Origin of the sequence: Sulfitobacter geojensis (genome assembly GCF_000622325.1) — a bacterium.
GTDB lineage: Bacteria > Pseudomonadota > Alphaproteobacteria > Rhodobacterales > Rhodobacteraceae > Sulfitobacter > Sulfitobacter geojensis.
In genome coordinates this window covers 327,227-341,565 of record NZ_JASE01000005.1, presented here as the reverse complement: position 1 = coordinate 341,565, position 14,339 = coordinate 327,227, and the positions used below count along the sequence as shown (strand labels likewise).

The window sequence follows — 14,339 nt, the reverse complement described above, 5'->3', positions numbered from 1 at the left end:
CCTAAACCGCCAGATCGTCCTCCATATAGACCGCGATAATCTCGTCAAAACTGCTTTCGGCCTCAAATCCCAATTCAAGCGCCCGAATGGGCGCAAAATCGCGTGGCCAACCCGCAACAATTCCCATGATCGTTTCATCCGGCACATGTTTGATCAGATCGACGGCCTTTTGCCCTGCGGCGCGGCGTAACGCTTCGATTTGTTCAGCGACCGAACAACCGAACCCGGGCAGGTTCAAAGCACGCCGACCCTGCAACAGATCGGTGTCCAAACCCGCAGCATGGGTCAGGAACTTGGCTGCGGCACGGGGGCTGGCATGGGTCTGGCGCACCGTATCCGCGACCGGCAACACCGCTTCGACGCCATTCAGGGGCTCGCGGATGATCCCGGAAAAGAATGACGATGCCGCCGCATTCGCCTTGCCCGGTCGCACGCAAATGGTGGGCAGCCGCAGCGATAGGCCATCAATGTAACCTTTGCGACTGAAATCACTGACCATCAATTCGCAAGCTGCCTTTTGCGCGCCATAGCTGGTTTGGGGGGCCGACAGGAATTCATCGTCGATCTTGTCAGGGTAAGGCCCGCCAAAAACAGCAATCGACGAGGTAAAGACCAGCCGCGGGCGATAGGTGCCACCGGATGCGTCATGCTCCGCTTTCAATGCATTCAGAAAATGCCACATCGCCATCATGTTCACATTCCAGCCCAGCGCGAACTCAGCCTCGGCCTGCCCTGACACGACAGCGGCAAGCGAAAAGATAATATCGGGCCGTGCGGCCGCCAATGTCTGGGCCATCGCCGGGTCGGATGCATCCCCCGTTATCGTCTTGGCAGGAACACCGACAGCTGGAAAGGCACGGTCAAACAAGGTCAGGTTTGCGCCTTTAAAAGTGTCATGGGCGATGATCCGACCTGCCAATTTCTGGCCGATCATTCCGCCGCCGCCAAGAATCAATATATTTGTCATGTCAGGTTGTTCCGTTTCTTGAGTTCCAGATACAGACCGGCATGGTCCAGATCACCGCCGTCCATTTCATCGATAAAATATGCGAACCGGTCGCGCACTGCTTGGGCTGCTGGCAACTGCAAACCCAAGGATTCCGCCTCACCCAAGGTATTGTCGAGGTCTTTGACCTGAAACTTTGACGGGCCACCGGGCACAAAATTGCCCTCAGACATGCGTTCGCCGTGCTGTTGCAATATCACGCTGTCGGCGAACCCGCCCTTGAGTGCCGCGCGCAAGGCGGCCGGATCAGCACCGCCTTTCTCTGCCAGCAATGTCGCTTCGGCCACGGCGGCAATCGTCACGGCTACAATCGTCTGGTTCGCCAGTTTGCACAGTTGTCCCGCACCCGAAGGCCCGACATGCACAGGCCGGCCCATGGCCCTTAACACATCAGATATGGCTGCAAACACGGATGCATCCCCGCCCACCATAATCGCAAGGCTCCCGGCTTCGGCCCCTTTGGTACCACCGGAAACCGGCGCATCCAGATGGCTCACGCCCATCGCAGCCAGTTGAGCAGATTGGGCGCGTGCATGTTCAGGCTTGGCGCTAGACATGTCGATCCAGACCATACCGTCAGCCAGCGCGCCGCGAAAATCATCGTCCGCAAGCAGGGCTTCGATCGCATAACCATCACTCAACATCGTGATGATCACCTCGGCACCGGCAACCGCTTCGCCGGCGGTTACTGCGGTCTTGGCACCCTCAGCAACCAAGGGTGCCGCCCTTTCAGGGCTGCGGTTCCATACGGTCAGATCATGCCCCGCTTTCATCAGGTTGCGCGACATCGGCGCGCCCATCAGGCCGGTGCCGATCAGGGTTATTTTGCTGGTCTGGCTCATGTGTATGTCCTTTTCTGCAAGAGGCGCAGGCGGGTTATGGTCAAATCGAAATCTCTGTCATACGCTAACGTCAAAGATCAAAAGGGCCAGAGGGCGCAGTTGATTGAGCCGGAAAACATACCGGCAAGGAGGGCAAGTTCCGCTCAGACGGGCCTGTCCTGCGTATCAGGGAGAGGAAGGTATTATTGTGACAGGTCAAAGACTTGAGGGTAAACGTGCGCTGGTAACTGCCGCGGGTCAGGGGATCGGACGCGCCAGCGCGATCGCCATGGCAAAAGAAGGTGCAGAGGTCTTTGCGACCGACGTGAACATGACGGCGCTATCCACGATTCGCGACGAGAATCTCGAAAATATCCAAATTTTCGAACTCGATGCGCGTAGCACTGACAGCGTCACAGCAGGTGTAGCCAAGGCAAATCCGGATGTCCTGTTTAACTGCGCTGGTTTCGTGCACCACGGTACAATTCTGGAAGCGACTGATGATGAACTCGACTTTGCCTTTGATCTCAATGTCCGCTCGATGGTGCGCACGATGCGTGCCGCGTTGCCCGGAATGTTGGAACGGGGGGGCGGGTCGATTATCAACATGTCCTCTGCATTGGGTTCCATCATGGGCGCACCGAACAGGTTCATCTATGGGACCACCAAAGCGGCAGTCGTCGGGCTGACAAAATCCGTGGCGGTTGATTACATCAAACAGGGCATTCGGTGTAACTGCATCTGCCCTGGCACAGTGGAATCACCCAGCTGGCATGATCGCGTAATAGCACTTGGCAAAGAGCTGGGCGATTATGATGCCGCGATGGCACAATTTGTCGCCCGCCAGCCGATGGGCCGCGTGGCCACCCCAGAAGAAATCGCAGCGCTTGTTGTTTACCTTGCAGCAGACGAAAGCGCCTTTACCACCGGACACACACATATCATCGACGGAGGCTGGTCAGGCCAATGACAAAACGCATTACCAAAGACGATTTACGTTCACGCAAATGGTTCATGAATCCCGATAACCTTGAAATGACGGCACTCTATCTGGAGCGGTATCTGAACTACGGGCTGACACGCGAAGAGCTGCAATCGGGCAAGCCGATCATCGGCATCGCGCAGACCGGCAGCGACCTGTCGCCCTGCAACCGCCACCATATCGAACTGACCAAGCGCGTGCGCGACGGGATCATCGCGGCGGGGGGCACGTGCATTGAAATTCCGGTGCATCCCATTCAGGAAACCGGCAAGCGCCCCACCGCGTCACTGGACCGGAACCTTGCCTATTTGTCTTTGGTAGAGACGCTTTTTGGCTATCCGCTGGACGGTGTTGTCCTCAACATCGGGTGTGACAAAACCACGCCAGCGCTGTTGATGGCCGCTGCTACGGTGAACATTCCCGCCGTTGCCCTATCCGTTGGTCCGATGCTGAACGGATGGTGGAAAGGCGAACGTGCAGGGTCAGGTACGGTGATATGGAAAGCGCGTGAACAGCTGGCCGCGGGGGATATCGACACTGATGAATTCATGGAAATCGCCGCCGCCTCTGCGCCCTCTGTCGGGTATTGCAACACCATGGGCACGGCCACGACGATGAACTCGCTGGCCGAGGCATTGGGCATGCAATTGCCCGGGTCTGCCGCGATCCCGGCACCCTACCGCGAACGGGGGCAGATCAGCTACGAAACCGGCAAGCGCATCGTCGATATGGTTTGGGAGGACATGCGCCCGACAGACGTGATGACGCGGGAAGCCTTTGAAAATGCCATCGTGATCAATTCGGCAATCGGCGGTTCGACCAATGCGCCGATCCACCTGAACGCGATTGCGCGGCATTTGGGTGTACCGCTGGACAACGACGACTGGCAAAAGCACGGGCACGACATTCCGTTGCTCGTGAATATGCAGCCTGCGGGCAAATATCTGGGCGAAGATTACCAGCAGGCAGGGGGTGTTCCCGCCGTCGTGGGTGAATTGATTGCCGGTGGATTGCTGCCCCACCCCGATGCGGTAACGGTAAACGGGCAGACGATGGGCGCGAATTGTGAAACCCAACGTTCCAAAAATCAGGACGTGATCAAAACGACCAGTGAACCGATGAAAGAACAGGCCGGTTTCCTGAACCTGTCCGGCAATCTGTTTGAAAGCGCGATCATGAAGACCTCTGTCATCTCGCCCGCGTTTCGCAAAACCTATCTTTCAAACCCTGATGATCCTGACGCCTTTGAAGGGCGCGCAGTGGTTTTTGACGGGCCCGAAGATTTCCATCACCGTATCGACGATCCCGCTGAAGAGATCACCGAAAACTGTGTTTTGTTTATGCGTGGCGCGGGCCCGAAAGGGTACCCCGGCGCGGCCGAAGTTGTGAACATGCGCCCGCCGTCCTACCTGATCAAACAAGGGGTCGAGGCCTTGCCTTGCATTGGGGACGGCCGTCAATCCGGCACCTCGGGCAGCCCTTCGATCCTGAACGCCTCACCTGAAGCGGCGGACGGCGGCGGGCTGGCTTTGTTGAGAACAGGCGATACCGTGCGGATTGATCTGGGCAAAGGCACCGCCGACATGCTGGTTCCGCTGGAAGAGTTGAACGAACGTGCGCGAGAACTGGTCGCCAACGGCGGCTATGACATGCCCGTCAGCCAAACCCCTTGGCAGGAACTATTCCGCGAAAAAGTTGGCCGTCTGGATCAGGGGATGACCCTGCAAGGTGCCGATCAATACAAAGATATCGCCCGCACGTTCATGCCGCGCAACAACCACTAAGCTAAAGAAAGCAAATTCATGAAACTCATTCGTTACTGTGCCGAAGGCGCTGAAAAACCTGCAATGCTCGACGATGCCGGCCTGCTGCGCGACCTGAGCGCCCACATTGCTGACATCACGGGTGACACACTGGACGATGCGACGCTGACAAAACTGCGCGCGCTTGATCCTGCCGACCTTCCCATCGTTGAAGGCGAACAGCGCATTGCACCCTGCGTCGGCAATATCGGCAAATTCCTGTGTATCGGATTGAACTATTCCGACCATGCCGCGGAAACCGGTGCCGCCATTCCTGAACACCCCATCCTGTTTTTCAAAGCGAACTCAGCCATTGTCGGGGCCTATGACGACGTTGTGATGCCACGCGGATCGACCAAAACAGATTGGGAAGTCGAACTGGGTGTGGTGATTGGCAAGACCGCAAAATACGTCTCTAAAGCGGAGGCTTTGGACCATGTTGCGGGGTATTGCATCGTCAACGACGTGTCCGAACGCCATTACCAGACCCAATTGACAGGCCAGTGGACCAAGGGCAAATCCTGCGACACCTTTGGCCCGACCGGTCCTTGGCTCGTCACGCGCGACGAAATCGCGGATCCGCAAAACCTTGATATGGCGCTGGACGTAAACGGTAAGCGGATGCAGACGGGCAATACCGCCACGATGATCTTTACTGTGGCTGAAATCATCGAACATCTTTCCAGTTTAATGACCCTGCATCCTGGTGACGTCATCACAACAGGCACCCCTCCCGGTGTCGGTCTGGGCATGAAACCGGAACCGGTGTTCCTTAAGAAAGGGGATGTTATGGATCTGACCATTCAGGGGCTGGGCCATCAGCGGCAAAAGGTTGATCAAGATGCCTGATCTTTTGCAAATCGGTGGCATCACCGACACGATGCGCGAACGGCTTTCAGCGGCTTTTACGATCCACCAACTGGATCACTTTGATCCCGAAAAGATCACCCATATTGTGACAAACGGCCATTCCGGTGTGGCCCCTGATCTGATGGCTTCCCTGCCGAACCTCAAAGCGGTCAGCGGCTACGGTGTAGGTTATGATGCGATTGACGCAAACGAGGCCGCGCGGCGCGGGATCATCGTGACCCATACGCCAAACGTACTGAACCAAGAGGTCGCAACCACTGCGGTAATGCTGATGCTCGCCTGTTACCGCGAAGTGTTGCGCGATGATGCCTATGTGCGGTCGGGTAAATGGGAAACCAAGGGCGGCGCGCCGCTAACCCGTTCAGCAGATAACCAGACCGTAGGTATTTTGGGACTGGGCCGGATCGGACAGGCGATCGCGGACAAACTGGCCCCGTGGAACGCCAAGATCATCTATCACACGCGCACCCCAAAAGACGTGCCTTACACGTATTACGATAATCTGACCGATATGGCACGGGATGCGGATGTTTTGATCTGCATCACGCCGGGCGGGCCGTCGACGAACAAGATCGTGAGTGCCGAAGTTCTGGCCGCCCTCGGGCCGCAGGGCACGCTGATCAATGTCAGCCGTGGCTCTGTTGTTGACGAAAAAGAGATGATCAAAGCCTTGCAAGACGGCACTCTTGGATGGGCAGGTCTTGACGTGTTCGAAGGTGAACCGCATGTGCCCCAAGCCCTGCGCGACCTGCACAACACCGTGCTTTTGCCGCATGTCGGCAGCGCGACCGTTGAAACACGCGCCGCAATGGGGGCCCTGACCGTCGATAACCTGTTGCAACATCTCAAGGATGGTACCGTCATCAGTGCCGTGCCCGAATGTGCGCATCTGTAACGACAAGCCAGCGCACCGATGATTGAGTTTGCGCTGGCGGTTTTCTTTTTGCTGATCACGCCCGGTCCCGGGGTGCTATCCACAGCCGGGATTGGCGCAGCCTACGGCTATCGCGCCGGTTTTGCCTATTTGGGCGGGCTGATGCTTGGGGGTGGCGTCACGATGCTGCTGGTGATTACGGGGCTGGCGGCAATTATGCTCGCTGTCCCTTGGCTGCGGTTTGTATTGCTATTGGCCTCGGTCGGTTATCTGACCTATTTGGCGTGGCGAATTGCCAGCGCCGGTACGCGGATCGGATTTACCGCCGCAACCAAACCTTTGGGGTTTCGCAACGGGTTTTTACTGCAATTCATCAACCCCAAAGCATACGTCGTGCCAACAACGCTGTTTTCCGGCTTTGCGTTTTTGCCTCAGTCGCCAGTCTGGGAAGTCATCATCAAAGTAATCATCTTTAACGCGATCTGGGTGCCTGTGCATCTGATCTGGTTGGCCGCCGGTGCGAAACTGGGCAGTCTGGACCTAAGCCACCGCATGCAACGCACGATCAACATAGGCATGGCCGGCGCAATGTTGGCTGTTGTTGCCATCGCTTTGCTAGCAAACCGCTGATTCCATCACCCAAAATGCAAAAAAGGCGGCACCGAAGTACCGCCTTTTTCGTTTGGATTGTCGATTCCGATTAGTCGGAAGCAACAGCCGCAGCAACCAGAGCCAACAGGATCAGTGGCAGTACGATACCGCCAGAAGAACCGGATGCTTCTTCAACGATTACTGGTGCTTCGATGATTGGATCTGCCAAAGAACCGGCATATGCAGTCGATGCAGCAGCTGTCAGAGCAGCGGCGAGAACGAGTTTTTTCATAGTTATAACCTCCGATAAAAGGCGTACAGCACAATTGTGCGCACGCGCCCAAGACTTACCTCGTAAGACTTTCTAAACAGCATCAGCGCGAGATTGCAAACCCGGATTCAGCGACTTAGCCTTACAAGCAACACGATGTCGTCAAATAAGCAACACTTGCGTACCCACGTTTGCCATCTCGTATAGCTCTTCAATGTGCTCGTTATAAAGCCCGATACAGCCGTTCGAGGACTTGCGCCCGATCTTGCGCGTATCGTGGGTGCCGTGGATGCGATAATAGGTCCAGCTCAGGTGCAACGAACGTGTTCCCAGCGGATTCTCCGGGCCCGGTCCGATGAACGGGGGCCAATCAGGATTACGCTTGAGCATCGACGGCGTTGGACGCCAGGACGGTTCCGGATCTTTCAGAATCACACGCGTGCGCCCGCGGCGCGTCAAATCATCGGTCAGCGGAACGCTTGAGGGGTAAAGCTTGTAAACGCTTTGATCTTCGGACCAATAGTGGACGGCGCGACTGTCGATATCGACCAGAATCGCCCCGTTTTTCGTATTGTCGAAGTATGGCTGCCAATCCAGTGTACGAAAGCTAGAGATATTGCGCCGGACGACTTCGGTCAGGTCGCGCTCTGTCTCGGTTGTTGCGGCAGAATTCACCGAAGATGTGGATTGCGCCAAGGCGGGTGTCGCAAGCAGTGCGGCACTGCCGGCAAGAAAGCTACGGCGGCTTTTCAGGTTAAATCGCTTGTCAGACATCAGAGTCTCCATCGCTGTGAAGGAATTTTCCTTAACATATGGCCCGAAAGACGCAGTATCAAATCAAACAAGCGTCATCCGGCGTGGTAACGCCGATGTGCGTTTGAACTGCAACGCCCTGCAGGGTAAGGCAGGGTTACACAAACGTCGTTGGAGCGGTTTTATGTTGCGAATTTTGTCTGTTTTGCTTGCAGTTGCTGTCACCCTGTCAGCCTGCGCCCCGTCTGCACCTCAACTTGGTCCGGACGGAAAACCCCTTCCCAAGGCATATCGCATCAGTCGCTCCGATACCGGCAAAATCCAGTTTCGCATGCTTGATTCGGTCAATGCACTGCGGCAGGCTGCAGGTCGCAGCGCTATCGAGCTTAGCCCGCAGTTGAACGCCGCCGCCGCCACCCATGCCCGTGACATGTCTGTTCAAAACCGCCCTTGGCATTTCGGATCAGACGGATCGTCACCGATCGACCGGATCAGCCGCGTCGGATATGCTGGTAAACTGGTGGGCGAAACCATTTCCGAAACCTATGAATCAGAGCTGGAGACCTTGGCCGCATGGATGGACCAGCCCGACACCCGTCGTGTGATCATGTCCGAAGAAGCCCGCAACATGGGGTTTGCGTGGTTTCAGGAATCGGGCGGCAAGATCTGGTGGACATTGGTGATGGGCAGCTAAAGCCCCATATCATCGATCAAGAAACTGACGCTAAAATCAGGGCGGGGCGGTTAACGCCCCAGCCGTTTAAGGGTTGATCTGGATCGGCGTCCCGTCCCCGACCATCGCATAAATCTGCTCCATCTGCTTGTTCGTGACCGAGATGCAGCCCCAGGTCCAATCATCCTTGTCCTTCCGGGTTGGCACCCGCTGTCCGTGGATAAAGATTTCGCCACCCGGTGACTTCCCCATGGCCGCCGCCCGCTGACGGTCCCGTTCGTTAGGATAGGAAATACCGATCGACAGGTGGAACCGGCTATTGGGGTTGCGGCGATCAATCCAATAGATGCCTTCAGGTGTTTTCCCGTCGCCTTCGATCTCTTTATGACCTGTCGGTGCGAAACCAAGCTTGATCGGGTAGCTTTCAAGCACCTTGTCGTGATGCAACAGATACATGTTACGCGCGCCTTTGTTCACCACAACATAGGTGACCTCTGGTCCGTAATACCGTTTGAATTTGCTGTTACCACCACAGGCGCCCAGCGCGACAAGCGCCGTGCCCCCGAGAATCAGATTTCTGCGTTTCATACCCGACTGCCTTTTGTACCGGATGTTACCGGCGCGTTTCTTATGGCGCTATCATATACCAAAAAAATTCGCGTTCAAAAAGCCGTGAGGTTCAGTTCAGGCGGGCGTCCACCGGAAATTGTGAAACAAGCCGCAAGCTCAACATGTGCAGCCCAGCGGAACTGGTCGACAACCTGAACCCAGTCAAGGCTATAGCCCGCTTGCACCAGCATCTGCGCATCACGGGCAAAGCTGACCGGATTACACGACACATAGGCAACGCGCGGAACATGCGACGTGCAAATTTCCGCAACCTGACGTTCCGCACCGGCACGAGGCGGGTCAAGCACAACAGCATCGAGATCGCGCATCTCGTCTGGCAAAATCGGGCGGCGGTACAAATCGCGGGCCTCGGCCTTAAGCGGTTTTAACCCCTTTGTCTTGCGCCACCCCTGATCAAGCGCATTGGTCATTGCGGCATCGCCCTCAACGGCGAACACGCGGGCATTTTGTGACAGGGGCAAAGCAAAGGTGCCACAACCGGCGAACAGATCCGCAACAGATCCTGCATCACCAACGGCTTCTTTGACAGCGGCCAGCAATGCCGCCTCACCATGTTTGGTGGCCTGCAGAAATGCGCCGGGGGGCGGCACCACGTCTGCCTTGCCGAACCGTTGCAACGGGGGTAACCGCGTGCCAATCACGTCCCCGTCCCAACTCAGCCGCGCCAGCTTTAGCCGGTCACACAGCTCTGCAAGGATCTGGCGCAACGGCCCGTCAAGCGGTTTGCCCTGTGCAACAGCCACATCCAGACCGTTAGATGTCAGGGTGACGGTCACCGCCAACGCAGCCTTGCGGCTGGCACCGACCATGGCCATCTCTTTCGCAACATCCAGACCCGACATCAATTCAGGGTGAATCAACTGGCAGTCAGGAATTTCGATAACCGTATCGGAACCGCGGCTGTAGAATCCGGCCATCGCACCTTTTTTGGTTCGTTTGGCCGCAAAGGTTGCCCGTCTGCGGGACTTGGCAGGCGATGTCTGGATCGGGCGAAAGTCGGTTTCAATTCCATGGGCATCCAGGGCCGCACGGACAATCGATACTTTCCAATCCGCCACGAAATCATCCGCCGCGTGTTGCAACGAACATCCCCCACAGGATTTGAAATGCCGGCATGGCGGGGCCACGCGATCAGAAGATGGCGTGACAATGCGCACGTCTTTCAGGTTTTGACCCTCAAGTGCGCCTGTTACCACCTCACCCGGCAAGGTAATTGGTGCGAATACCGGTCCATGGGCGATCCCGTCGCCGTGCTGACCCAGTCTGATGATGTTATATTCCGTCATGCGCCTGCTCTAGCCTGCAATCGCGCACATCCCAAGCCTATTCGGCAGCCTGCGTGTTCAAAAAACCACCAGATTGGCGGTGCCAGTACCGCGCATATACCCCGTCTTGGGCCAAAAGCGCCGCGTGTGTTCCGCTTTCAACGATCCGCCCGGCATCCATTACGATGATCCTGTCCATTTCGGTAAGCGTCGACAGGCGGTGCGCGATCGCCAGCACTGTCTTGCCCTCCATCACATGGGTCAGTGCAGACTGGATCGACGCCTCAACCTCGCTGTCCAGCGCGCTTGTCGCCTCGTCCAGAACAAGGATCGGCGCGTCCTTCAGTATAGCGCGGGCCAGCGCGATGCGCTGCCGTTGCCCACCCGACAGCTTCACACCCCGTTCACCCAAATGCGCATCATACCCTTTGCGACCTTTGTGATCCTCCAGATCCTGAATGAACCCGTCCGCCTCCGCACGTTTGGCGGCGGCTATCACGTCGTCTTTTGTGGCATCGGGTCGCCCGTACAGGATGTTGTCACGCGCGGACCGGTTGAACATCGCGGTCTCTTGCGTGACCATCCCGATATTGCGCCGCAAACTTTCTTGGGTCACGCCCCGGATATCTACGCCATCTATCAGGATTTCGCCGTCTTCCCCTTCATAGAGCCGCATCAGCAATGCGACGAGTGTGGATTTACCTGCACCAGACGCACCGATAATCCCCAGTTTCTCCCCCGGGTTGATCGTTAAATTGATCCCTTCAATCCCACCCGATTGACGCCCGTACGCAAAGCTGAGGTTGCGCATTTCGATCTTGCCGCTTGGCACTTCCAAAGCGGACGCATCGGCCAAATCATCAACTCTGTTGCGCGGCGTCAGGGTTTTCATCCCGTCCTCGATCTCGCCCACATTTGAATACACCGCCATCAGGGTAAAGCTGACCCAACCGGTCATTTGCGCAATCCGAATGGCAACCGCGCCCGACGCCACGATATCCCCTTCGGTGGCGATGCCGCGTTGCCACAACAGGATTGTTCCGCCGATCAACAGAACCGGCAAAACGCCGGCGAGACTCATCAACGCAAAGCGAAAACCGGCCGCGAGAAACCCGAACTCCAACGCGCGCTGGCGAAAGGCCCGCATTGCGCCCAGCGCCGCGCGGTCCTCGTGATCTGCATGGGCGAACAGCTTGACCGTTTTGATGTTGGTGATCGTATCCACCACCTGCCCCGACACCATCGCCTTGGCCCCTGCCCGCGCGGCTGAGCGCATGCGCACCCTTGGCAGGAACCACCTGATCAGCGCGAAATACCCGACCAGCCAAAAGGCGAAACCAACCGCGACCCGCCAGTCAATCGCCACCAGCAAAGCCACCGACCCCGCGAGTGACGCCAACGCAAAGGCGACAACATTGATCATCTCGACCGCAACATCGGTTACAGCACGCGATGTCTGCATCTGTTTTTGCGCGATGCGTCCGGCGAAATCATCGTCGAAGAACCCGACATTCTGCCCTAATGTCCAACGGTGCAGCCGCGATAGAACCAGCGGATTTACGTTCGGCGCGACCATGATTGCGTTCGCGCCCGAGGACAGACCAAACAACACCGGCCGCGCGATCAGGAAAAACGCAATCGCCCCAAGGATCAGCCCGATGTTGCGCCCGTCAAAGAAAGCTTCCGGTCCGGCGCTGATGCTGGCATCAATAACGCGACCCAAAATCCATGCGGTCCCTGCCTCCATCGCACCTGCCAAAGCAGAAAGGAGCGCGGCAAGAAACAAAACCGCCCATGCGCCATTCAAACTCCACCGGATGAAAGCCCCCAAGGTTTGCGGCGGCGGGCCGTCGGCTTTCGCAAAGGGGTTGATCCAGTCGGAAATCTTGTGAAGACTAGTCATCGGTCACGTCATCCAGTTTTAGAAATCCGCCTGATTGACGGCTCCAGAAATCTGCATATAGCCCGCCCTGCGCCAAAAGCGCGTCATGCTTGCCTTCTTCGACAATCCGCCCCGCATCAAGCACGATAATCCGGTCCATTTCGGCAATCGTCGACAGGCGGTGCGCAATAGCGATCACGGTCTTGCCCGCCATCATTCCGTAAAGCGTTTCCTGAATGGCCGCTTCAACCTCACTATCAAGCGCACTTGTGGCTTCGTCCAACAACAGGATCGGCGCGTTCTTAAGGATAACCCGTGCCAATGTAATGCGCTGACGCTGCCCGCCGGACAGTTTCACACCGCGTTCGCCCACACGCGCATCATAGCCGCTGCGCCCTTCGGGGTCGGACAAATCCAGTATGAAATCATGCGCCTGCGCCTGTTTCGCGGCCGCGATCATTTCCGCCTCAGTGGCATCGGGACGCCCGTAAAGGATGTTGTCGCGCACCGAGCGGTGCAACAGGGAGCTGTCCTGCTGAACCATACCGATGTTCTTGCGCAGGCTGTCTTGGGTGATGGAAGTGATATCCTGACCGTCGATCAGAACCTGCCCGCCTTCCGCATCGTAGAACCGCAAAAGCAGTTTAACGAGGGTCGATTTACCGGCGCCGGATCGGCCCACCAGACCGATACGTTCGCCCGGTTTCACAACCAGATCAAGCGATTGCAAACCGCCTTGGTCACGCCCGTAGTGATGGGTCAAACCGCGCAATTCAATCTGACCGTTCGATAACTTAAGCGGCTTGGCCTCCGCCTTATCGACCAGCGTAATCGGCTGGGCAATCGTTTCCATCCCTTCGGCCACAACGCCAAGTTCGCGAAAGAAGGATGACAGCGCCCACATGATCCAGCCGGTCATGGAGTTCAGCCGCAAGGTCAGCGCAGCAGCAGCAGCAACCACACCCACGCTTGCCTCACCCCATGTCCACAAGGCCAGCGCCCACCCCACAACACCAACGATCAGCAAGCCGTTCAGCAGGACCAGCGTGACATCCATCACGGTGAAAATCCGCATCTCTTTCTGGAAAGTCACCCGGGCATTTTCGATGGCTTCCTTGGCAAAATCGACCTCAAGGTCGTGATGCGCGAACATTTTGACCGAATGGATGTTGGTATAGGCATCAACAACACGCCCGGTAACCTGCGACCGCGCATCCGACGCCGCCTTGGACGCGGGCCCAACGTTGCGCACCGTCCAGCGGATCAGCCCACCATAAAGGGCCATCCACCCCAAGAGCGGCAGCATCAGCCGCCAGTCCGAGGCAAGCAAAAGGATCGCGGCGCCGACCATATAGGCCAGTGCATAGGAAATCGCATCGAAGGTCTGAAACACCACCTCACCCGCCGCCGGGGGCGTTTGCATAATGCGATTGGCGATCCGCCCCGCGAAGTCATTTTCGAACCACCCGACCGATTGACGCAAGACCTGTTTATGCGCCCGCCAGCGGATCAATGTGCCGAAATTCGGCAAGATCGCATTGTTCAGCAAAGCGACATCCAAGCCTTGCATCAAAGGGCGGATGATCAGCACAAAACCGGCCAGCAGTAGCAGTTCAGTCCCGTAGGTCCGCCACATCTCTGCCGGATCCGTATCAAGCAGATCGACAATGCGCCCCATATAATAGATCAGCCCGATTTCGATCGCGGCTACAACAATCGACATAAGGCCGGTCAGGATAAAGACACCCTTAAACGGACCACAATAATCCCGCATGAACGGCCACAATTTGCGCGGCGGCGCGTCTTTTTCAGTGTAGGGCGTATAGGGGTTAACGAGGTTTTCAAAGAAACGGAACATGGGCGCGGGCCTTGAGAATTAATAGACAAAATGACCGGTCAGTACTGTCGTACAACCCGGC

The 14,339-nt window shown here is 57.0% G+C and carries 13 protein-coding genes and 1 pseudogene; 6 read left to right on the top strand and 8 right to left on the bottom strand.

Annotation, left to right across the window (positions count from 1 at the left end; all coding sequences use genetic code 11):
- Nucleotide 1 precedes the first annotated feature (1 nt).
- Both denD and Z947_RS22495 read right to left on the bottom strand, forming a co-directional pair.
- Nucleotides 2-967, bottom strand: a complete 966-nt coding sequence (gene denD / locus Z947_RS0103690) for a D-erythronate dehydrogenase (protein ID WP_025042966.1) — start codon at nt 965-967, stop codon at nt 2-4.
- Nucleotides 964-1,857 (bottom strand): annotated as a pseudogene (locus Z947_RS22495) (NAD(P)-dependent oxidoreductase); the annotation flags it as partial. The pseudogene Z947_RS22495 and the gene denD, both read right to left, overlap by 4 nt.
- 178 nt (nt 1,858-2,035) lie before the next feature.
- On the opposite strand from Z947_RS22495, the gene Z947_RS0103680 reads away from it, so the two are divergent.
- From Z947_RS0103680 to Z947_RS0103660, 5 genes are read left to right on the top strand one after another with little or no spacing between them, the layout of a single operon-like run.
- A complete protein-coding gene (locus Z947_RS0103680) occupies nt 2,036-2,797 on the top strand; it encodes an SDR family oxidoreductase (protein WP_025042964.1) in 762 nt (253 codons plus the stop codon).
- On the top strand, nt 2,794-4,593 hold the full coding sequence (locus Z947_RS0103675; protein WP_025042963.1) for an IlvD/Edd family dehydratase: 1,800 nt from the start codon (nt 2,794-2,796) through the stop codon (nt 4,591-4,593). Before Z947_RS0103680 ends, Z947_RS0103675 begins: the two co-directional genes overlap by 4 nt.
- Nucleotides 4,594-4,611: 18 nt before the next feature.
- Nucleotides 4,612-5,460, top strand: a complete 849-nt coding sequence (locus Z947_RS0103670; RefSeq protein WP_025042962.1) for a fumarylacetoacetate hydrolase family protein — start codon at nt 4,612-4,614, stop codon at nt 5,458-5,460.
- Nucleotides 5,453-6,376 (top strand): 2-hydroxyacid dehydrogenase, encoded by a 924-nt coding sequence (locus tag Z947_RS0103665; protein WP_025042961.1) that lies wholly within the window; start codon nt 5,453-5,455, stop codon nt 6,374-6,376. The genes Z947_RS0103670 and Z947_RS0103665 overlap by 8 nt, the downstream gene beginning before the upstream one ends.
- A gap of 18 nt (nt 6,377-6,394) precedes the next feature.
- The gene (locus Z947_RS0103660) at nt 6,395-6,985 is read left to right on the top strand and encodes a LysE family translocator (protein WP_025042960.1); all 591 of its coding nucleotides are present in this window, start codon (nt 6,395-6,397) and stop codon (nt 6,983-6,985) included.
- 70 nt (nt 6,986-7,055) lie between these two features.
- Here Z947_RS0103660 and Z947_RS0103655 read toward each other — a convergent pair whose 3' ends face one another.
- The gene (locus Z947_RS0103655) at nt 7,056-7,238 is read right to left on the bottom strand and encodes a hypothetical protein (RefSeq protein ID WP_025042959.1); all 183 of its coding nucleotides are present in this window, start codon (nt 7,236-7,238) and stop codon (nt 7,056-7,058) included.
- 141 nt (nt 7,239-7,379) lie between these two features.
- Complete coding sequence (locus Z947_RS0103650) at nt 7,380-7,991, bottom strand: L,D-transpeptidase (protein ID WP_025042958.1); 612 nt, start codon at nt 7,989-7,991, stop codon at nt 7,380-7,382.
- 163 nt (nt 7,992-8,154) lie between these two features.
- On the opposite strand from Z947_RS0103650, the gene dalA reads away from it, so the two are divergent.
- Nucleotides 8,155-8,664, top strand: coding sequence for a divisome-associated lipoprotein DalA (dalA, locus tag Z947_RS0103645; protein WP_025042957.1), 510 nt, complete (start codon nt 8,155-8,157; stop codon nt 8,662-8,664).
- Between the two features lie 66 nt (nt 8,665-8,730).
- Here dalA and Z947_RS0103640 read toward each other — a convergent pair whose 3' ends face one another.
- The 4 genes from Z947_RS0103640 to Z947_RS0103625 form a co-directional block, all read right to left on the bottom strand.
- Nucleotides 8,731-9,231, bottom strand: coding sequence for a L,D-transpeptidase family protein (locus Z947_RS0103640; RefSeq protein ID WP_025042956.1), 501 nt, complete (start codon nt 9,229-9,231; stop codon nt 8,731-8,733).
- Nucleotides 9,232-9,305: 74 nt separating this feature from the next.
- Complete coding sequence (locus Z947_RS0103635) at nt 9,306-10,559, bottom strand: class I SAM-dependent RNA methyltransferase (protein WP_025042955.1); 1,254 nt, start codon at nt 10,557-10,559, stop codon at nt 9,306-9,308.
- A gap of 37 nt (nt 10,560-10,596) precedes the next feature.
- Nucleotides 10,597-12,441 (bottom strand): ABC transporter ATP-binding protein, encoded by a 1,845-nt coding sequence (locus Z947_RS0103630; protein ID WP_037938666.1) that lies wholly within the window; start codon nt 12,439-12,441, stop codon nt 10,597-10,599.
- Complete coding sequence (locus tag Z947_RS0103625; protein ID WP_025042953.1) at nt 12,434-14,278, bottom strand: ABC transporter ATP-binding protein; 1,845 nt, start codon at nt 14,276-14,278, stop codon at nt 12,434-12,436. The genes Z947_RS0103630 and Z947_RS0103625 overlap by 8 nt, the downstream gene beginning before the upstream one ends.
- Between the last annotated feature and the right edge of the window lie 61 nt (nt 14,279-14,339).